Below are 18,357 nucleotides of genomic sequence, written 5' to 3'. Positions count from 1 at the left end.
GTCCAAGGTGAGGAAGCTCAATTCACCTGTCGCGAGTTGTGACCATCAGGTAGGGCTGATCACGATGACCGAGGACGACGGCGGCACCGAACCGCGTGACTCCAACCGCGGACTGAGTTTGCTGTGTCTACTCGCTGCGGTCGCGGGCGTCGGGGTCGGATTTGTCGGCGGTGCATTCCGCTGGTGTCTGATCAGGGCCGACGAACTCCGTCGGACGATCGTGAACTGGGCGCATCACGTTCCGTACGTCGGGTGGCTCGTGCCGGTCGTCCTGGTGGCCTTGTGCACCGTGCTGGCCGTACTGATCGTCAGACGAGTACCCCTCGCAAAGGGAAGCGGCATCCAGCACGTCGAGGCGGTGTCCCGCGGCGAAGCGAAGCCGCCGGGAATCAATCTCGTGCCTGCCAGATTCATCGGCGGCCTCTTGGCGATCGGCTCCGGTCTGGTTCTCGGCCGCGAGGGCCCCACCGTACACATGGGTGCGGCGATCGGGGCAGAAGCGGGACGGCGGGCCCGCCTTGCCGAACCGGACGTCGCCATGCTGCAAACATCCACGGCCGGAGCAGGACTCGCCGTCGCGTTCAACGCGCCGATCGCCGGGGCACTGTTCGTCTGCGAGGAGGTGACGCACTCATTTCGGCTGCGCACCGTCCTGCCAACACTTTTCGGTGTTTCGGTCGCGGTGGGCTGTGCACGACTTGTCATCGGTGACCAACCCGATTTCGAGGTCGGCACCGTCCCGACGCCTCAACTCGCACTCTTGCCACTGTTTGTCGTCTTCGGAATCCTCACGGGGCTACTCGGTATCGCCTACAACCGCTTGATTCTGGGTCTACTCGACGCCGTTGCACGACTCGACAGGATCCCGCCGACTGTCATCGGCGCAACGATCGGCGCCACCATCGGCCTGACGCTGTTCCTCGACCCGCTGGCCAGTGGGGGCGGCGACGTTCTTGCACAGATGATCGTCGGCGGAAGGACCTTCGTACTGCCGATCCTGCTGCTGTACTTGGCGGTTCGGTTCTTCACTGGCCCGCTCTCGTATGCCGCTGGAACTCCCGGCGGACTGTTCGCTCCCTTACTTGCACTCGGTGCACTCTGGGGGTCGATCTTCACCGGACTGTCGAGCTTCGTGCCCGGAGTGGACGCCGGGCTCACGGTCACCATGGCCACCATCGGCATGGCTGCCTTCTTCGGCGCTGTAGTGCGCGCACCGTTCACCGGCATCGTGATCGTGGTCGAGATGACAGCGGTGACGTCGACGCTCGTCCCGATGCTCGCTGCCACTGCGGCAGCGGTATTCGTCGCCACCGCGGCAGGGTCGGCACCTATCTACGACAGTCTCCGAGAACGGATGTTGGAAACTCGACACCCACCTCTGCGATGATCACGATCGACATCGTGCCCGACCAATGCGTAGGCAGAGGAGCATTCATGACCCCACAAAGTCTTCACCGAGATAGGTGCGTCGGGTAGCGTCCGGGACCTACCGTCGACCGTTGAATCACTGCGAAACGAACCCATCGACGGCGACGGCATCGAAGTTCACAACTTGACCGGTCGCATCATCGACGACGGATACGTCCTGACACAGTGGGATTCACTCCGTGGCGTGCGTCGAGCTCGGCGCACATCCCTGTGGCGCCGCGCCCCGGCCGGATGGCAACTGGTACACCATCAAGGCACCCCGCTCCACTGATTTACGCACCGCAAAATCTGCGACAGCTCTCTAGATCAAGGGCGTTCCGACGTAGTTCTCGGCGATCAGCGTTCGTCCGGCGACCGAACGCGTGACCATGTCCAACTCGGCCAGTTGACGGCGATGCCCGAAACCGCTGTCGCCTGGCAAGCGATGGAGCATCGACGACATCCACCACGAGAAGTGCTGCGTCCGCCACACACGCGGCAGCACCGTTTCGGTGTACCCGTCCAACATCTTTCGGTCGGACGAGGTGAAGAAACTGTCCATTGCCTTCGCCAGAGCGTAAACGTCGGCGATCGCGAGATTCATTCCCTTCGCACCGGTCGGCGGCACGGTGTGCGCCGCATCGCCGGCAAGAAACAGGTTGCCGTGCTGCATCGGTTCACAAACGAAGCTGCGGAACTGAAGGATCGATTTCTGAAAGATCCTGCCGTCCTTGATCTCTGCACCCTCGCCGTCGACGCGCATGTGCAGCTCGTCCCAGATTCGATCGTCGGACCAGTTGTCCACGGAGTCGTCCGGATCGACCTGAAGATAATGACGCTGCACCTCGGGCGTCCGCGTGCTGATCAGTGCAAACCCACGCTCATGGTTGGCGTAGATCAATTCTTCCGATGACGGCGGAGCCTCGGCCAGGATGCCGAACCACGCGAAGGGATATTGGCGGAAATGATCCGTTCGGATCGACGGTTCGGGAATCAGCTTTCGCGTTTGCGTACGTGATCCGTCGCAACCGGCCACCAGGGCGCACTCGAGCTTCTGGTCGTTTCCGTCCGAGTCGACAAAAGTGATGCTCGGGCGATCCGATTCGTGATCGTGCACTTTCGCGTCGGACACTCCGAATCGAATGTCCCCGCCGTCAGCAAGACGTCGCGCGATCAGATCCTTGAGCACCTCGTGCTGCGGATACACCGTGACGGCGCTCCCGTCGGTCAATTCGTCGAACGCGATTCGGTGCCCTCGCCCGCCGAATCGCAGCTCGATTCCGTGATGTTCGAGGCCCTCCCGCTTCAGTCGATCACCGAGTCCGGTCTCGACCATGAGATCAACCGTGTTCTGTTCGAGCACGCCGGCACGAATGGTGCCTTCTACCTCTTCACGGGTGCGACATTCCAGGACTACCGAATCGATTCCCTTCAGATGCAACAGATGCGAGAGCATCAACCCGGCGGGACCACCACCGACGATTCCGACCTGGGTGCGCGAAGAAGACATACAGAGAACTCCTGAGGTGAGTGACGATTGAGACCACCATCGACCACGATCACTCCCCTGAACAGCTGTAATTTCACTCAGTGAAAGACCGAATACGAACTATCCAAGTCCGCCGCCACCGAGCCCGCGTGAAATTCCACGGGCGGCCGCGACCAAGGCCGGCAGTAAAGGAGCCGGATCCTGCTCCACCGGAACAACTGTCGAGACTGCTGCGACGACATTGCCACCGGCTTCGCGTACTGGAGCGGCGACGGCAAGGGTTCCGACGTTCAGATACTCACGGCAGACGACAAACCCGGTGCGTCTAATCTCGTCGAGAGTTGCTCGCAAAATCCGCTCGGACGTAATGGTTTTGGGAGTGAACGACTCGAGACCTGCCTGGAGGACGTCGTCGAGAAGTTCGGTTCCGCCGTGCGCGAGGAGAATCAGTCCACCGCTGGACGCATGCAACGGCAATCTTCCCCCGGCGCGACCGACAACGGTGACAGCGCTACGCGAGGACAAGCGCTCGAGGTACAGAGCCTCGGTACCCTCACGAACGACCAACTGCACGTTCTCCCGGGTGACCTCGTACAGGTCCTCGAGAAACGGCAACGCCACCTGTCTGAGCCCGTGCGCCCCTGGAGCAAGAGCGCCGATCTCCCACAACCGCACTCCGACCTGGTACTTGCCGTCACTCCGACGCTCGAGTGCGCCCTCAGCCACCAACTGCCCACACAGCCGATGAACGGTGGGCAGAGGTAAACCGCTGCGACGACTGATCTCCGACTGCGTCAACCGCGGCGATTTCGCGTCGAAGGCACCGAGCACGATAAATGCCCGGCCGATCAACGAACGGTCGCCTGATGCCATTCACACAGTGTGACAGGGCAGTGCCACTAAGAATCCACTGTGACTGGCATCAGGCGAAACGTGTTCAGGCGGTGCGGAGCTACGCGGAGTGCGCCAATTCCGGTTCGCGTTCGGTCACCGGCGGTGCGGCCTCGATCTTCATCGGTTCCTGCGCGTAGTGGAAGTGCGGACGACGGTGACCGATGAACGAACCGAACCACGACATCACAGCGACGTACCGGTTGCGGAAGCCCACCAGATACATCACGTGCACGGCCAGCCACATGAACCAGGCGATCGTGCCCTTGAACTCGACCTTGCGGACGCGACATACAGCGCTGAATCTGCTGATGATCGACATGCTGCCCTTGTCGAAGTACTTGAAAGGCGTTCCGGCCTTGACCTTTCCGTTCACAGTCTTCGCGGCGTGACGGCCACCCTGCATCGCAACGGGCGACTGACCGGGCAGACCGTTGAGCGAAGTCATGTCGCCGATGGCAAAGACGTTGGCGAACCCGCCGACGGTCAAGTCCGGATTGATGAGCAGACGACCTGCGCGGTCACTCTCACAACCGGTTGCCTCTCCGAGCACTGCGGCGAAGTCGTTGGCGCGTACACCGGCCGACCAGATGACGGTCTCGGCGTCGATGCGCTTCTCTTCCTTGGTCTTTGCCGAAGAGACGGTGACACCATGCTCGTCGATGGCGGTGACCATGGTGTTGAGGACTACCTCGACACCCGACTTCTCGAGCGAGGCCTGCGTGTACTCACTGAGCTTGCCGCCGAAGGCCGGAAGCGCAACGCCGGCGCCTTCGACCATGGTGACCGTGACCTCGTCGGCACTGATGTTGTTGATGGCCTTCGCAAAGTAGCGACGCGCCAGTTCCTTGATCTGTCCGGCGAGCTCGACGCCGGTCGCACCGGCACCCACGACAACGAAGCTGAGCAGGTTACGGCGAACCAGCGCGTCGTTGGTGGTGTGCGCTTCCTCGAAGCAACGCAGGATCTGCTTACGCAGTACCTCGGCGTCCTCGACGGTCTTGAGCTTGTAGGTGACCTTTTCGAACTCGTCATGACCGAAGTACGCCTGCGTGGCACCGGTGGCTGCGATGAGCGAGCGGTACCCGAGCGTGTGGCGGGTGCCCGAGGCTTCGTAGACGACGGTGTTCTCTTCGGCGTTGACCTCGACGACGCGGCCGAGGCGGACGTCGGCGTTAGGGTACTTCTGCAGGATCGTGCGGATGGGCGGAGCAACTTCGCCGGCCGACAGGACACCCGTCGCCACCTGGTAGAGCAACGGCTGGAAGAGGTGCTCGGTGGTGGCGGAGATGAGAACGAACGGCGTCTTGGACTTCGCGAGGGTCTTGGCCGCGGCGAGGGCTCCGAATCCCGAACCGACGATCACAACCTGAGTCTTCTCGTGTCCAGTCGCGTCGATGTCGGCGCGACCCGCAGCTGTTCTATCCACAACGAACTCCTCAACCAAATTGAAAGTATGACTATTACGGTATGGACTGATCATGGGTCGGGTCCAGCTAGCTGGAGTATTCGCAAGACTGTTATCTCGATTGCTCATAAGTAAGCTGTCCTCATGGACTTCCGCCAACTCAAGTACTTTCTCGTCGTGAGCGAGGAACTGAGCTTCAGTCGCGCCGCCGAACGCTGCTTCATCTCGCAGTCGGCGATCAGCCATCAGGTCGCACGACTGGAGAAGGAGCTCGGGGCGACACTCTTCGAGCGCTCGACCCGGGCGGTTCGCCTGGCCCCGGCAGGATCGCGACTGGTGCCCATCGCGCAGCAAGTCCTCAGTCTCGAAACGATGGCGTACTCCGTCGCACGAGACCCGAGAGCCCGGATCCGAATCACCGGAAACATGAGCTTTGCCGCTCAGACGCTGGACGCCATCGCACACGTGCGCGAACTTCATCCGGACCTGGACGTCGAGTTCGTCATCAAGAGCTTTGCCCACCGCATGGATGCTGTGGCCTCCGGTGACGCGGACATCGCCCTGATTCGCGGCGGCGTCGACCGCCCCGGACTCGAACCCTTGGACCTCGGCGTCGAAGATCTCCTGGTCGTCATGTCGAGCCGACACCCCCTAGCCGGCCAGCAAAGCGTCGACCTCAATGATCTGGCCGCATATCCCCTGCTCCTGCCGCCGCGCCAAAGTCAGGTGCTCATTCACAAGGTGGTCGAGGACGCATTCCGCGAGATCGATCGACGCGTCCAACTGGGCCCCGCAATTCCGAGCGATCACACAGCCACGCTGGACGTGATCACCAACCCGCGCGCCTGGACCCTGCTCTATTCGATCACCGCAGGCGAATCTCCGCGCGCTGGAATCAGCTTCATGCGAGAATCGCACGGCCGCTTGCGCATTCCCGTCTCGGGTGTGACCCGCAGCGGCGCTACCCACTCCACCGAGTTCGCCGATCTGATCCAAGCACTCAAGGACGCCATGAATCCGTCTTTCACTGAGTGAAAGTGTGATGGCGATCGACCCCCTCACAGAGCAACGTGGTGGGCAACCATGTGATGCGGCGCGCGGTTGCATCCCTTTACCGAGGAGCGGCCATGACGCGTTTGCTGAGCGAACCTGTGTGGGAATCGAAGATCTTCGACGGCGAATGGGTTCGCGGTAGCGCCGACGATCGTATTGTCGTCGAGCCGGCCACCGGCAAGCAGTTGACGACGGTCGGCATGGCAACACCCGACGACGTGGCGGCCGCTGCAACAAAAGCTACTGCAGCTCAGAAGGATTGGGCGGCAAGACCATACACTGAACGAGCCGCCGTTCTACGCCGCGCCGGTCAACTGTTCGAGCAGTACGCCGACGAAATCGGCGAATGGGTAATCCGCGAGGCCGGCAGCATCCCGGCCAAGGCCGGGCTGGAAACCCATACCGCTGCCGAAGAGTGCTACAACGCAGCAGCTTTGGCCGCACACCCTGTCGGCGAGGTTCTGCGCTCGGAGCAACCTCGGCTGAGCTTCTCTCGTCGCGTACCCGTCGGAACCGTCGGCGTCATCGCGCCGTTCAACTTCCCCATCATTTTGTCGATCCGTGCAGTCGCTCCCGCACTGGCGCTGGGCAATTCGGTGATTCTCAAGCCTGACCCGCGCACGGCGATCTGCGGCGGTGTGGTTCTCGCTCGCATCTTCGAAGAAGCAGGCTTGCCCGCCGGAGTGTTCAGCATGCTGCCGGGCGGCGCTGACGCCGGTGAGGCAATCGTGGTTCATCCGAGCGTTCGCGTCATCGCATTCACCGGGTCGACCCGAGCTGGACGCGCGGTCGGCGAACTGGCGGGCCGCCATCTCAAGCGCGCTCATCTTGAACTCGGCGGCAACAATGCGCTGATCGTCATGGATGACGTCGACCTCGAAAAGGCCGCATCTGTCGGCGCTTTCGGATCGTTCATGCACCAGGGACAGATCTGCATGACCACCGGCCGCCAACTGGTCCACGAAAGTATCGCCGCCGACTACACCGCACTCCTTGCCGAACACGCCGACAAGCTTCCGGTAGGCGACCCGTTCACCGGTCAGGTCGCACTCGGACCCATCATCGACGCCAAACAACGCGACCACATCCACTCTCTGGTCACCGGAAGCATCGCGGCCGGAGCAAAACTGGCTGCCGGCGGCACCTACGAGGATCTCTTCTACCGGCCCACCGTGCTAGCCGACACCCCACTCACCGCGCCTGCCTTCGCCGACGAGGTCTTCGGGCCGGTCGCACCGGTGACCCCCTTCGCCACCGTCGAACAAGCCGTCGCCATAGCCAACGATTCCGAGTACGGGTTGTCGCTGGGCATTCTGACCTCCGACGCGATGCGCGGACTCGAACTCGCCCAACAGATTCCCACCGGCCTGGTCCACATCAACGATCAGACGGTCGGCGACGAAGCCGTCATCCCGTTCGGCGGCATGGCGTCTTCGGGTAACGGCGGCCGTGTCGGCGGTATCGGTGCAAACCTCGATGCCTTCACGGAAACACAATGGGTGACGGCGCAAAGCGCACTCCCGGTATACCCCTTCTAGAACGAATTCACAGGGCATGTCCCACTCGGTCGCTGACCAGCATTGACGGGATCGATCTCGCGGACTTACCATCCAGAGAAAATTACTTCGCCACATTAAGCATTTTCTCTTGTTGTTCCCGAGAAGGACCCGTTGACGAACACAGTTACGACGAGCAGTGCCGCGAGCCCCAGCGCTACGCCAACTGCCACCGATTCCCCGGACCAGTCCGTAGCAAGATCGCCGCGCCGGGAGGCCGTGATCATCGGCGCTTTGAGCCTGGCAGCGATGATCGTCTCGATGATGCAGACGCTGCCGGTTCCGATCCTGGGACGGATTCAGTCCGACCTCGGAGCCTCGTCCGCCGGCGTCAGTTGGGTGACGACGGCGACCCTGCTTTCCGCTGCCGTCTTTACTCCCCTGCTGGGACGCTACGGCGATCAGCACGGCAAGAAGCGCACCTTGGTCGGCGTCCTCGTCGTCATGGTGATCGGTTCGATTGTCGCGGCATTGGCGCACAATCTGCCACTGCTGATCCTCGGCCGTGTACTCCAGGGAACAGCCACCGCGATCTTCCCTCTCGCACTCTCTGTCTTGCGCGAAGAGATACGACCACAGAAGCTTCCCGGCGCCATGGCCCTGGTCAGCGGAACTCTCGCGTTCGGCAGCGGTCTCGCCCTCGTGGCCACCGGTCTGCTCACATCGGCTCCGGATGCCGACTACCGCAACGCCTTCTGGATGGCCACCGGATTCGCAGTGCTGGCCTTGATTGCCGTCGCCACGCTGGTCCCGCCCACCACGCACAAAAGCGGTGGGCGCGTGGACCTCATCGGTGCGCTGAGTCTGGGCGCGGCACTACTTCTGCTTCTTCTGGCCATTTCTCAAGGCCACCAATGGGGGTGGTTGTCACCCTTGACCGTCGGTGTTTTCGTGGGCTCGATCGTGATGTTCGCAGTCTGGGTATGGATCGAGAAGATCGTCGACGAACCGCTTGTCGACATGCGGATGTTCGTCCACCGCCCGGTGATGATGGCAAATCTTGCCGGCGTCGTGGTGGGCTTCGGCATGTTCGCGAACTTCCTCGGGATCTCGTATCTCGCACAACTTCCCCGCGATCTCACCGGATACGGCTTCGACGCGAGCATTCTGCGTGCGTCGGTCGAATTCCTGCTGCCTGGCGCGATAGTTTCGCTGATCGCCGCCCCGATCGGCGGTCGTCTCATCAGACTCCGTGGGCCGCGATTCGTTCTGGGACTCACTGCGATCCTGGGCGCGGTGCCGTTCGCGTGGCTCGCGTTCGACCACACGCACACCGCGTCGGTCATCGGTGCGGGCATGGTGATCGGCGCCGCCCTGAGCCTCGGCTATGCAGCCATGCCCGCCATCATCATGTCCAACGTGCCGCATCATCAGAGCGGCATCGCCAACGGCATCAACTCGATCTCACGTTCCACCGGCAGCGCCATCGGCAGCGCAGTAGTGACAACGATTCTGGCGTCGATGACAATCGCGAACCTCCCCGAAGGTGTTCCGGCGATGCCAAGCGAATCTGCCTTCACCGTCACGTTCGCGACCGCGGGCGTTGCCTTCGTTCTGGTGGGACTGGTGGGGTGGCTGGGGCTGCGACCGGCACGCTCCCCGTCCGCTTCCGAACAACCTCCCGCTGCGTGAGATCGGTAGTACCGCAGAGACTTAGACGGAACGTAGCCTGCGCACATGGCAGGTGAGACTCTCTACGTGATCGACCGGATCGTCACGAATCCCGGATGCGGGCAGAAGTTCGTCGACGAATGGCGTGCCGGCTACCTGCCGAACGCCCGGCGACGCAGCCTGACCCTCGACAACATACTTGTCAGTCCGCCGTTGTGGTCCGAGTACGAACCGAACGTCGTGACTATCACGTGGACCGTCGACGGAGCCTCCGGTTGGTGGGCCATGACTCGTCTGAGTCGCGGCGACACCACGCTTCGGCAGTGGTGGGATGCCATGGAACCACTCATCTGCGAACGTAGCCGCACCATGGCGGCTGCTGCCGACGACGTCGAGGCACTGGCCGATGTATAACGTCACGAGGGTTGTTTTTGCTGCCGACAGCACGGACTCGGACGGCTGGGCGAATGCGGTGAACACCATTGCGGCAGTGGCAGAATCGTCGGGCGCAGTTCGCCATCTCGTCACCGCTACTCTGCCCGGCGCCATCAACGGCGGAGATCTGATCGTTCATCTTCAGTTCGCGAATGAAGCCGCGTGGCGAGCCGTTAGCGATTCCGTCGACGCCGAACTTCACCACGATGCCATCGAACGCTTTCACGGCGCCGAGTACGGTTCCGGAACCGAGGGTCGCTCGCGCGCCACCGGCCCGAACGGGGTGTACCGAGCGCTGCTGATTCGCGTTGAACCCACTACCTCCGAGGACGAAATCGAACAGTTCGAAAGTGACCTGCTGAAGATGCCCGGGCATATCTCCTCGATCGCTGCCTGGCGACTCAGTCGGGTGAGTGCGGCGACCGGCGCAACACCTGCATGTGACGAAGCACCGTGGACCCATGTGTGGGAGCAGGAGTTCACCGACCTCGAATCACTGCAGACCCAATACCTCGATCATCCGATCCACTGGGGCGTCGTTGATCGATGGTTCGATCCCGAATGCACCGAAGCCATTGTGCGGGAAAGAATCTGCCATACCTTCGGCGAACTGGGCGACGAGATCCTATCGAGCGGCGGCTGATACCTCGCGGATCATCGCCCAAACTTTCTGGCGTGCCGGCTCTGTGAGCGACAATGACGGAATAGTGAGGAACCCGTGAAACAACCCGTCGAAGCGATGATGCTGCACGGGGACGCCGGCCGAGGCAAGCAGTTTCGCGTACTCGTCACCGGACGAGCACGGCGGATCCAGCTCGGCTGTCACGACAACAGCCGCGGGAAGATCGGCGAACGACTCTGTCCGAGTGGGTATCACCCGCACGTCATCTCGGCGTTCGGGAGCATATTGGTCCCAGTACCACTTCATGGCCGTGGTCGTGTTGTAGTGGTCGGTACCGTAGAGACGGTAGGACTCGGTGTCGAAATCGTCGTCGATCACCGGATAGATGAGAACCTGCGCCGCAACCGCCGGCCCCCCACGATCGCGGGCGGCGATGGCAACTGTCGCAGCAAGATTGCCGCCCGCGCTGTCGCCGGCAAGGACTATCTTGCTCGGGTCTGCGCCGTACTGTGCCGCGTGTTTCGCCGCCCACTCCAATGCGGCGTAGACGTCGTCGTGTGCTGCCGGCGCGGGGTGCTCAGGGGCCAGACGATAATCGACGGAGACGACGACGGCGCCAACCCCTTCCGCCATGGACCGGCAGAATTCGTCGTGGCTGTCCAGGTCACAGAACACGAAGCCTCCGCCATGAGCGAAGACGACCAGCGGTACGGCGTCGGAGGAAGTGTGCGGGCGGTAGACGCGGATCGCCAGATCTCCACCGGGGCCCTCGATTGCGAGGTCTTCGACCGTACGCAAATCGGGAAGCCGCTCCAACGGGGCGCGTCGATTCCGAAGCAGAGCGCGCAACTCCGACGGCTCGAAGCTGGTGACATCCGGAAATGCGGCGTTGAGCGTGGCCAGCATGGTGATGACTTCCGCGTGAATTGTCATGTGCACTCCTGATCTCGGACGTCGGGCATCCGCCAAGGTAGATCGCGCGCGGCCGAGTGAGAACACACCTTCCCGATCAGTGGTCTGTTTGGTTACGAGAAGTCGTGAGAAACGAAAAGGGAGACCACACCTCGTTGTGTGGTCTCCCTTTTCGATTCGGTTCAGCCGATCAGGCGTCAGCTCCTACTGCGAGCATCCACCTTGTCGTCATCGTCGTCGTGCTCGCCGGCAGCAAGCGCGATGTCGGAAGACTCGACGCCCCCATTCGGGCCTGTCTTCTCGAGGTCGACCGGTGCATCACCGGACGCAACCTCTTCGGCCTCAGGCTCTTGCGGTAGCGGTTTCTTGAGGCTCAGGATGATCGAGCCTGCCAAGACCACGATGATCACCGCGAGGCTGACCAGCGAGGGGATCTCGGGGATCGACGTGCTGATCACCTTGTGGCTGGCCTGCATGATCAGCTTCACGCCGATGAAGGCGAGGATGATCGACAGACCCTTGGAGAGGTAGTGGAACTTCTCGAGCAGACCCGAGAGCAGGAAGTACAGGGCACGCAGACCCAGGATCGCAAACGCGTTACTGGAGTACACGATGAACGGGTCGTCGCTCACTGCCAGGACTGCCGGGACGCTGTCGACTGCGAACACGAGGTCGGCGGCTTCGATGGCGACGACGACGGCGAACAGCGGTGTTGCGACGCGCTTTCCGGCTTCCTTGACGAAGAACTTGGTTCCCGCGTATTCCTCGCGAACTGGCATGATCTTGCGCAGCAGGCGAACTGCCAGCGACGTACCCGGATCGAAGCTCTCGTCGTCGTCCTTGAGCAGCTTGTAAGCGCTGTAGAGCAGGATGGCGGCGAAGACGAACAGCACGGCCGTGAACTTGCTGACCACGGCAACGCCGGCAGCGAGGAAGATTCCGCGGAAGATCAGGGCGCCGATGACACCGAAGAACAGCACACGGTGCTGGTACTCACGGGGCACCTTGAAGTAACCGAAGATCAGGGCGAACACGAAGAGGTTGTCGACCGAGAGGCTCTTCTCCAACAGCCAGGCTGTTGTGAATTCGACGCCCGAGTTCACCCCCAAGGTCAGGGTGACAACCACCGCGAACACGAGAGACAAACCGACCCAGAGTGCACTCCACCAGGCCGCTTCCTTGAAGCCGATGACATGCGCGCCGCGGTGGGCGAGCAAGTCGATGAGCAACATGACGACGATGACTGCGGCGAACGCGGCCCACGCCCACATGGGAACGTTCATCGCTGACCACCTACCCGAATGGCACTGATGACTGCGGTCACGGGGAGCTCCTTCACTGGGTTCGGACGGCCGTCTCGCCGTCTTCTCCAGTGTTCCTTGCCGACTTCTATCCATCCCTGTCGAAATATCGACGACTTTTGTATCTAAAGTTGCCGAGATCATGCAATCTAAAGGTGTTGCATCCGAAACCGCCGTTGGAAGGCAACTTGTTCTAGCCTGGCAAACATGAGCACCTCGTTGTACTACTCCGCCGTCCGCTCCACACCGCTGACCGACGACGAGAAGGCCGAAGTCGACCGACTCATCGCCGTCCACAACGACGAATTTCCGTTCGACTACGAGGTCCTGGACCTCTACCCGTCGGATATCCCCAACACTCTGCTCAACGGCTCGACCAAGATCTCGAGCGATCCGACCGAGGTGATTCCGTCACTCGTCTACTGGTTCAACGCACTGACCGAACTCCGGCGAGCGGTGCCCGACGCCGACTGGGACGTTTCACTCGATGACACCCCCGCAGATTGGGATGACAACTCCGGCTACTCGCTCCCCGGACTCGATGACATGCAGTAGCGAATCACGGCGCCGGCGCGATGGTGGCTCCGTAGCTCTCCAGTGCGATGAGGGCCAACTCCGTCGGCAGCCGACGCTGGTCGACGCTGCGACCCAGTAGCTTTTCGGCCTGATCGAGTCGATACCGCACGGTGTTCTTGTGCAGGCCGAGGGCAGCGGCAGTAGCGGCCGCGGTGCAGTTGTTCTCGTAGTAGACCCGGACGGTGTCACGGATGCGCGTCGTGACGCCGTCCGCGCCGGCCAGGCCTTTCAGTTCCCGAGCCACCAACTCACGCAGTTCGCCCAGATCTTCGGTGAGCAGACAGGGAACCTGAACATCCTCGTAGACGGTGATACCCGGCGAGCCCCCGGAACGGACCGCCACGCGCTGCGCGGCGAGCGCCTCGCGATGACTGCGAGCGAATCCTTCCATTCCGTAACCGCTCGCTCCCACTGCAACGCGAAGATCCGAATGCCGGGCATCAACATGTGACGCCCACTCCTGGCCGTCGAAATGCGCGACCCACGACCACAGCTCACGCGCGCCCGAAGGCAAAGTCAGAACACGCTCGCCATTGGACTCGTCCACAAAGGTACGGGCGTACGAGTCCAACCGCGCCAATACGTCTGCAGCCGGGTCGGTGTCGTCCGTCCAGAGAACAAACGCCGTGTGGTGGCGCCGCATCGGATAGTCCAGGATCCGGGACGCTTCGTCGGAGTGAAGGGCTTCGCCCGCGACAATCGCGTGCACCGTCTCGGACCGACGCGCAAAAGCGCCGCGCGCCAAGCTCTCCCGCTCCTTCGCGTACGTCGCGACCAACAATTCGGTGGTCACTTCCAGCCATCTCATCGCCGAACCCCACACTCGAACGAGAAGTGCGCGTTTGAGTTCCGGACCGATCGGGAGTGCCTCTATCGACTCGTCGACGAAACCCAGCATCGCGAGGCGTCCGGCGCCGTAGATCTTGAGCAGGACCCGAAGATCCATACCGCGCCGAGCGACGGTGAGTGCAAGCGCAACCGACTCCGCCGGCGGCGTGACCTCTTGGGAACCGCCCGCGATCGCCGCCACGATGACGCGGAGCTGCGCCGCGGTGCTCGCATCCACATCGCGTCGTAGCTCCCGATCAGCCGCTACCTCGGGATTGGCCTCGGCAATGGCGTCGTCGATGCGTTGGACGAAACCGTCGATCACCTCCGGCTGGAGATAGATGGGTGCGAGATTCGCAATCCAGCCGTCCAACTCCGATGTTTCCATGGCGCCTCCCCGAATTGTGACTTAGTCATAAATCTATCGCCTTGGTTCGGCCAACAAGCCCTATCTACCCAACTTCAACTGGTCCACAATCACATCTCACTGCAGTTTCACGTCGCTGCAGATTTACGTCACTGCAATCCCATCCCTCTAGTTTTTGGAGACGCTCGCGATATGAACAAGCCTTTCGACGGTCAGGTAGTGGTCATCACCGGTGGCGCCAGGGGCATCGGATACGCCACCGCGAAACGGCTCATCAGCCTGGGCGCGAGGGTCGCGATCGGCGACATCGACGAAGCCACTCTCGCGCAGGCTGCAAAAGATTTGGGCATCCGTACGTTCGGGCGTCTCGACGTCACCGACCCCGCGTCGTTCTTCGACTTCCTCGACACCGTCGAAGGTGAACTCGGCCCGATCGACGTACTGGTCAACAATGCGGGCATCATGCCGGTCGGACGGATCGTCGACGAGGACGACACCGTGACCAGACGCATCATCGAGATCGACGTCCTCGGCGTGATCACGGGAACCAAACTCGCACTGCGACGGATGCTTCCACGCGGACGTGGACACGTCATCAACATCGCTTCGCTTGCCGGCGAACTCCCGTGCCCCGGTCTGTCGACGTACTGCGGCGCCAAGCATGCGGTGTTGGGCTTCACCGATTCTGTCCGCAAGGAAGTTCGTGGCACCGGAGTGAACGTCTCGTCCGTACTGCCGACGCTCACCAACACCCAACTCACTTCCGGGACTTCGGGAATGAAGGGTTTCCGTGAGGTTCAGCCGGAGGAAATCGCCGAAGCAATCGTCGGCTTGATCACCAAACCTCGACCACGCGTGCGCATTACGCGAGTGTCCGGACTGCTTGTCCAGGCACAGGGTTTCGTGCCCCGACGGCCTTACGAGGCATTGAGCCGACTGTTCGGCGTCGAGACGCAGTTTCTCGGCGACGTCGACACCGCGGCCCGTGCTGCCTACGAGGAACGGGCGCGCACCAGCTGATCAGGCCAGCTCCGTGGCCGGCCAGTCGAGCAACTTCGCGCCCAGCACGGCAGCGTGGAGCGCGAAGCTGTCATTGGGGTCGTTGACGTTCTGGCCGGTGAGTTCACGGATACGGTCCAAGCGGTACGTGACCGCCCGGACCGACAAATGCAGGTCTCGGGCGGTCTTTGCCGTATTGCCGCCGGCGGAGAAGTACGCGAGCAGGGTGTCGATCATCGGCCCAGCGCCGCCGCGTGCCTCGAGCAGCGGGGTGAGCAGGGTGTGGATCAGGTCGGTGACCGCCGGCCTGTCGTTGACCAGAACGCGGTAGACCAGCAGGTCACGAGCATCGATGATCGGTGCGGTCAACGACAGGCGCTGCGCCAGGTCCAGTGCGTCGAGCGCCTCCCGGTACGACGCCACGACGCCCGAAGCGGTGGTGCGAGGGCGCCCGACAGCGATCTGCCAGGTGCCGTCCAAAGCACGCCGCTGCAACTGAACTCGCCCGTCGTCATCGGTTCCCGGTCCGAGAGCCGACCGAATACCCGCCAGCACGTGATCAACGGCATCACGGTCCGGCGCCGCGAAAACGACGACCAGTTTGCCGCTCTTGCTGGCAACCAACGCGTCGGCGTCACCCTTGCTGCCGAGCACGGCACGTTCGACGGCCCGCACCAAGGGATTGTCGTCGGTGAACTCGCGCGTCGCGGTCACGACCGCGACGGCATGCGGACCGCTGAGATGGAGCCCGAATCCCGAAGCACGACCTAACAATCCGACGACATCGGCTCCACCGGTCAACAGGTCGTCGACGAACTCACGGCGTGCCGATACCTGCGAGCGGACCAGAGAACGCCTGGCCAACTGAAATCCTTCGGCCAGTTCGGCGACGGCATCGTCGACGGCGCGGAGCATGACTTCGCCGGCCGAGACGACGGCAGTCGGATCCGATTGTGCCGCAATAACAGCGGGGAGCTCACGCCACAGGCGCCACGCCGAGGAGAGATAAAGATCGAGCAGGGCTCGCAGGGCAACACCCTGCTGCGCCGCTTCTTCACCGCGGGCACGGAAACGATGCAGCTGACGACGCTGCAGCGGCTTCCCCTCGCATACGGCGACACTGAGCACGTCCAGGAAATCACCCAGCAACTCGACGGGTAGGCCACCGGCGTCGTCCGCCCCTGCCGCGGCAACCCGGCGGATGGCGTCGTCAGGTACCCCGGTTCGGCTCACCCTCGCATTCTCTCACTGTCAGCGGAATTGCCCGGCGTCAGGAAAGGCGCATCGAACCCGTGTCGATGTACCGCTGATGGAACGAGAATGCCTCGCCCAGGATGTGCGGCGTCTGCCCCGCGCCCGGCTGAGCGTCGGCGCGAGCGATGTAATCGCGGAGCAGTGGCCGGAACTCCGGGTGAGCACAGTTGTCGACGATCAGGCGCGCGCGTCGCCGCGGAGACAGACCGCGCAGATCGGCCAACCCCTGCTCGGTGACCAACACCTGAGTGTCGTGCTCGGTGTGGTCGACGTGCGGAACCATCGGAACGATCGCCGAGATCTCACCGCCGCGGGCCGTCGACGGGCTCAGGAACATGGACACGTAGCCGTTACGAGCGAAGTCCCCCGAGCCGCCGATTCCGTTCATGATCTTCGTCCCCATGACGTGCGTCGAGTTCACGTTGCCGTAGATGTCGGCTTCGAGCATGCCGTTCATGGCGAGGATTCCGAGTCTGCGCACCACCTCTGGGTGGTTGCTGATTTCCTGGGGACGGAGCGTGATGTGGTTGCGGTAGAAGTCGATGTTCGCGGTCAGTTCTTCGATGCCCTCGTCGGTGAGCGCCAAGGCCGTCGACGACGCATGCGCGACGGTTCCGTCCTTGATCAGCTTGAGCATCCCGTCCTGGATGACCTCGGAGTAGCAGGTCAGGCCGCGGTACGGCCCCCGATCGAGACCGCCGAGCACCGCGTTTGCGACATTGCCGATGCCTGCTTGCAGCGGAAGCAAGGTATCCGCCGGCATCCGTCCGGCGCGCACCTCGGAGTCGAAGAATTCCAGGACGTGGCCGGCGATCGCCTCACTGACGGCGTCGGGTGCAGTGAGAGGGCTCGCGCTGTCTCGGCAGTCGGTCTCGACAACGGCCACAACCTTCGCGGGATCCACTCGGAATGTCGTCTGGCCGATCCGGTCTTCGACGCGGGTGATCTCGAGAGGCTTGCGATGCGGCGGCAACGCGGTGCCGTAGTAGACGTCGTGGATGCCTTCCATCGCCTCGGGCACCCAGGAGTTGACTTCGAGAATGACCTTGTCTGCGACGTCGAGCCACGTCTTGTTGTTGCCGATCGACGCGGAGGGAATCAGTTCACCTGATTCGGTGATACCGGCGACTTCGACGACCGCGACGTCGACATTGCCGTAGTAGCCCTCCCACACCTGCTGAGCAACGTGGGAGAGATGGATGTCGACGTAGTCCATGCGACCGTCGTTGATGCGGCGACGCGCGGTGGCCTCGGACTGATACGGCATTCGCAGCGCGATTCCGTCGACCTCGGCGAGCAGCCTTTCGGTCTCGGTGGACACCGAAGCACCGGTCAGGAGATTGATCGTGAAGTTCGATCCGTTGCCGCGGGTGTGGTGAATGCGCTCGGCCAGCGCCGGAATGATCACCTTGGGAGTACCGGCGCTTGCGAAACCGCTGATCGCGACCGTGTCTCCGGGGTGAATGAACTTCACAGCGTCGGACGCGGCCATCACCTTCGACGCAAAGGCTGTGGCGCGAATGCGGCTGGAGGTGGCTTTGTGTCCGGTTTCACCGAAGGTTGAACTCACGACACCAGGATAAACAGGGCACGTCGAAGCGATTTACGGGGATAACCCAGACAGAATCGCTCCGACGTGCTAAGGACT

General features: G+C 62.4%; 17 protein-coding genes. 9 read left to right on the top strand and 8 right to left on the bottom strand.

What is annotated here, in order from left to right; translation table 11 throughout:
* The first annotated feature begins 64 nt into the window (after positions 1-64).
* Both CPI83_RS02295 and CPI83_RS02290 read left to right on the top strand, forming a co-directional pair.
* Entirely contained in the window at positions 65-1,387 is a 1,323-nt protein-coding gene (locus CPI83_RS02295) for a ClC family H(+)/Cl(-) exchange transporter (RefSeq protein ID WP_070796033.1), read from the top strand.
* Positions 1,388-1,459: 72 nt separating this feature from the next.
* Entirely contained in the window at positions 1,460-1,699 is a 240-nt protein-coding gene (locus CPI83_RS02290; protein WP_097386701.1) for a DUF4440 domain-containing protein, read from the top strand.
* Positions 1,700-1,729: 30 nt separating this feature from the next.
* On the opposite strand, the gene CPI83_RS02285 is transcribed toward CPI83_RS02290, so the two are convergent.
* The 3 genes from CPI83_RS02285 to CPI83_RS02275 form a co-directional block, all read right to left on the bottom strand.
* Positions 1,730-2,917 (bottom strand): 4-hydroxybenzoate 3-monooxygenase, encoded by a 1,188-nt coding sequence (locus tag CPI83_RS02285; protein WP_097386700.1) that lies wholly within the window; start codon positions 2,915-2,917, stop codon positions 1,730-1,732.
* A gap of 99 nt (positions 2,918-3,016) precedes the next feature.
* On the bottom strand, positions 3,017-3,769 hold the full coding sequence (locus CPI83_RS02280; protein WP_019745792.1) for an IclR family transcriptional regulator: 753 nt from the start codon (positions 3,767-3,769) through the stop codon (positions 3,017-3,019).
* A gap of 79 nt (positions 3,770-3,848) precedes the next feature.
* Positions 3,849-5,216, bottom strand: a complete 1,368-nt coding sequence (locus tag CPI83_RS02275) for an NAD(P)/FAD-dependent oxidoreductase (protein WP_019745793.1) — start codon at positions 5,214-5,216, stop codon at positions 3,849-3,851.
* A 123-nt stretch (positions 5,217-5,339) separates the two neighbouring features.
* Here CPI83_RS02275 and CPI83_RS02270 point away from each other — a divergent pair, with 123 nt between their 5' ends.
* The 5 genes from CPI83_RS02270 (at position 5,340) to CPI83_RS02250 (ending at position 10,493) form a co-directional block, all read left to right on the top strand.
* Entirely contained in the window at positions 5,340-6,230 is an 891-nt protein-coding gene (locus CPI83_RS02270) for a LysR family transcriptional regulator (protein ID WP_003943104.1), read from the top strand.
* A gap of 92 nt (positions 6,231-6,322) precedes the next feature.
* Complete coding sequence (locus CPI83_RS02265; RefSeq protein ID WP_097388111.1) at positions 6,323-7,786, top strand: benzaldehyde dehydrogenase; 1,464 nt, start codon at positions 6,323-6,325, stop codon at positions 7,784-7,786.
* A gap of 132 nt (positions 7,787-7,918) precedes the next feature.
* Positions 7,919-9,436: an MFS transporter gene (locus tag CPI83_RS02260; protein ID WP_029537174.1), complete on the top strand. Its 1,518-nt coding sequence runs from the start codon at positions 7,919-7,921 to the stop codon at positions 9,434-9,436.
* A gap of 45 nt (positions 9,437-9,481) precedes the next feature.
* Positions 9,482-9,829, top strand: coding sequence for a hypothetical protein (locus CPI83_RS02255; RefSeq protein WP_019745797.1), 348 nt, complete (start codon positions 9,482-9,484; stop codon positions 9,827-9,829).
* Positions 9,822-10,493, top strand: a complete 672-nt coding sequence (locus CPI83_RS02250) for a Dabb family protein (RefSeq protein ID WP_097386699.1) — start codon at positions 9,822-9,824, stop codon at positions 10,491-10,493. The genes CPI83_RS02255 and CPI83_RS02250 overlap by 8 nt, the downstream gene beginning before the upstream one ends.
* Here CPI83_RS02250 and CPI83_RS02245 read toward each other — a convergent pair.
* Together CPI83_RS02245 and CPI83_RS02240 are read right to left on the bottom strand one after the other, a co-directional pair.
* Positions 10,476-11,405, bottom strand: a complete 930-nt coding sequence (locus CPI83_RS02245; RefSeq protein ID WP_097386698.1) for an alpha/beta hydrolase — start codon at positions 11,403-11,405, stop codon at positions 10,476-10,478. The genes CPI83_RS02250 and CPI83_RS02245 overlap by 18 nt on opposite strands.
* 176 nt (positions 11,406-11,581) lie before the next feature.
* Positions 11,582-12,667, bottom strand: a complete 1,086-nt coding sequence (locus tag CPI83_RS02240) for a TerC family protein (RefSeq protein WP_019745800.1) — start codon at positions 12,665-12,667, stop codon at positions 11,582-11,584.
* A gap of 225 nt (positions 12,668-12,892) precedes the next feature.
* Here CPI83_RS02240 and CPI83_RS02235 point away from each other — a divergent pair, with 225 nt between their 5' ends.
* A complete protein-coding gene (locus tag CPI83_RS02235) occupies positions 12,893-13,240 on the top strand; it encodes a hypothetical protein (protein WP_020909514.1) in 348 nt (115 codons plus the stop codon).
* Positions 13,241-13,244: 4 nt separating this feature from the next.
* Here CPI83_RS02235 and CPI83_RS02230 read toward each other — a convergent pair whose 3' ends face one another.
* A complete protein-coding gene (locus CPI83_RS02230) occupies positions 13,245-14,477 on the bottom strand; it encodes a helix-turn-helix domain-containing protein (protein ID WP_019745802.1) in 1,233 nt (410 codons plus the stop codon).
* A 171-nt stretch (positions 14,478-14,648) separates the two neighbouring features.
* Here CPI83_RS02230 and CPI83_RS02225 point away from each other — a divergent pair, with 171 nt between their 5' ends.
* Entirely contained in the window at positions 14,649-15,476 is an 828-nt protein-coding gene (locus tag CPI83_RS02225; protein ID WP_019745803.1) for an SDR family oxidoreductase, read from the top strand.
* Here the strand turns inward: CPI83_RS02225 and CPI83_RS02220 are convergent, their stop codons facing one another.
* A complete protein-coding gene (locus CPI83_RS02220) occupies positions 15,477-16,688 on the bottom strand; it encodes a PucR family transcriptional regulator (RefSeq protein ID WP_070385031.1) in 1,212 nt (403 codons plus the stop codon).
* A gap of 37 nt (positions 16,689-16,725) precedes the next feature.
* A complete protein-coding gene (locus CPI83_RS02215) occupies positions 16,726-18,279 on the bottom strand; it encodes an acetyl-CoA hydrolase/transferase family protein (RefSeq protein ID WP_092765537.1) in 1,554 nt (517 codons plus the stop codon).
* Positions 18,280-18,357: the final 78 nt, after the last annotated feature.

Source organism: Rhodococcus sp. H-CA8f (assembly GCF_002501585.1).
Classification (GTDB): Bacteria; Actinomycetota; Actinomycetes; order Mycobacteriales; family Mycobacteriaceae; genus Rhodococcus_F; species Rhodococcus_F erythropolis.
The sequence above is the reverse complement of the archived record's forward strand: the minus strand, read 5'-3'. Positions and strand labels throughout refer to the sequence as shown.

Excerpts from the sequence above, each read along its gene's own strand:
- CPI83_RS02295 (WP_070796033.1), top strand. The coding sequence starts at position 65 with ATGACCGAGGACGACGGCGGCACCGAACCGCGTGACTCCAACCGCGGA.
- CPI83_RS02285 (WP_097386700.1), bottom strand. The coding sequence starts at position 2,917 with ATGTCTTCTTCGCGCACCCAGGTCGGAATCGTCGGTGGTGGTCCCGCC.
- CPI83_RS02280 (WP_019745792.1), bottom strand. The coding sequence starts at position 3,769 with ATGGCATCAGGCGACCGTTCGTTGATCGGCCGGGCATTTATCGTGCTC.
- CPI83_RS02270 (WP_003943104.1), top strand. The coding sequence starts at position 5,340 with ATGGACTTCCGCCAACTCAAGTACTTTCTCGTCGTGAGCGAGGAACTG.
- CPI83_RS02265 (WP_097388111.1), top strand. The coding sequence starts at position 6,323 with ATGACGCGTTTGCTGAGCGAACCTGTGTGGGAATCGAAGATCTTCGAC.
- CPI83_RS02255 (WP_019745797.1), top strand. The coding sequence starts at position 9,482 with ATGGCAGGTGAGACTCTCTACGTGATCGACCGGATCGTCACGAATCCC.
- CPI83_RS02250 (WP_097386699.1), top strand. The coding sequence starts at position 9,822 with ATGTATAACGTCACGAGGGTTGTTTTTGCTGCCGACAGCACGGACTCG.
- CPI83_RS02245 (WP_097386698.1), bottom strand. The coding sequence starts at position 11,405 with ATGACAATTCACGCGGAAGTCATCACCATGCTGGCCACGCTCAACGCC.
- CPI83_RS02240 (WP_019745800.1), bottom strand. The coding sequence starts at position 12,667 with ATGAACGTTCCCATGTGGGCGTGGGCCGCGTTCGCCGCAGTCATCGTC.
- CPI83_RS02235 (WP_020909514.1), top strand. The coding sequence starts at position 12,893 with ATGAGCACCTCGTTGTACTACTCCGCCGTCCGCTCCACACCGCTGACC.
- CPI83_RS02230 (WP_019745802.1), bottom strand. The coding sequence starts at position 14,477 with ATGGAAACATCGGAGTTGGACGGCTGGATTGCGAATCTCGCACCCATC.
- CPI83_RS02225 (WP_019745803.1), top strand. The coding sequence starts at position 14,649 with ATGAACAAGCCTTTCGACGGTCAGGTAGTGGTCATCACCGGTGGCGCC.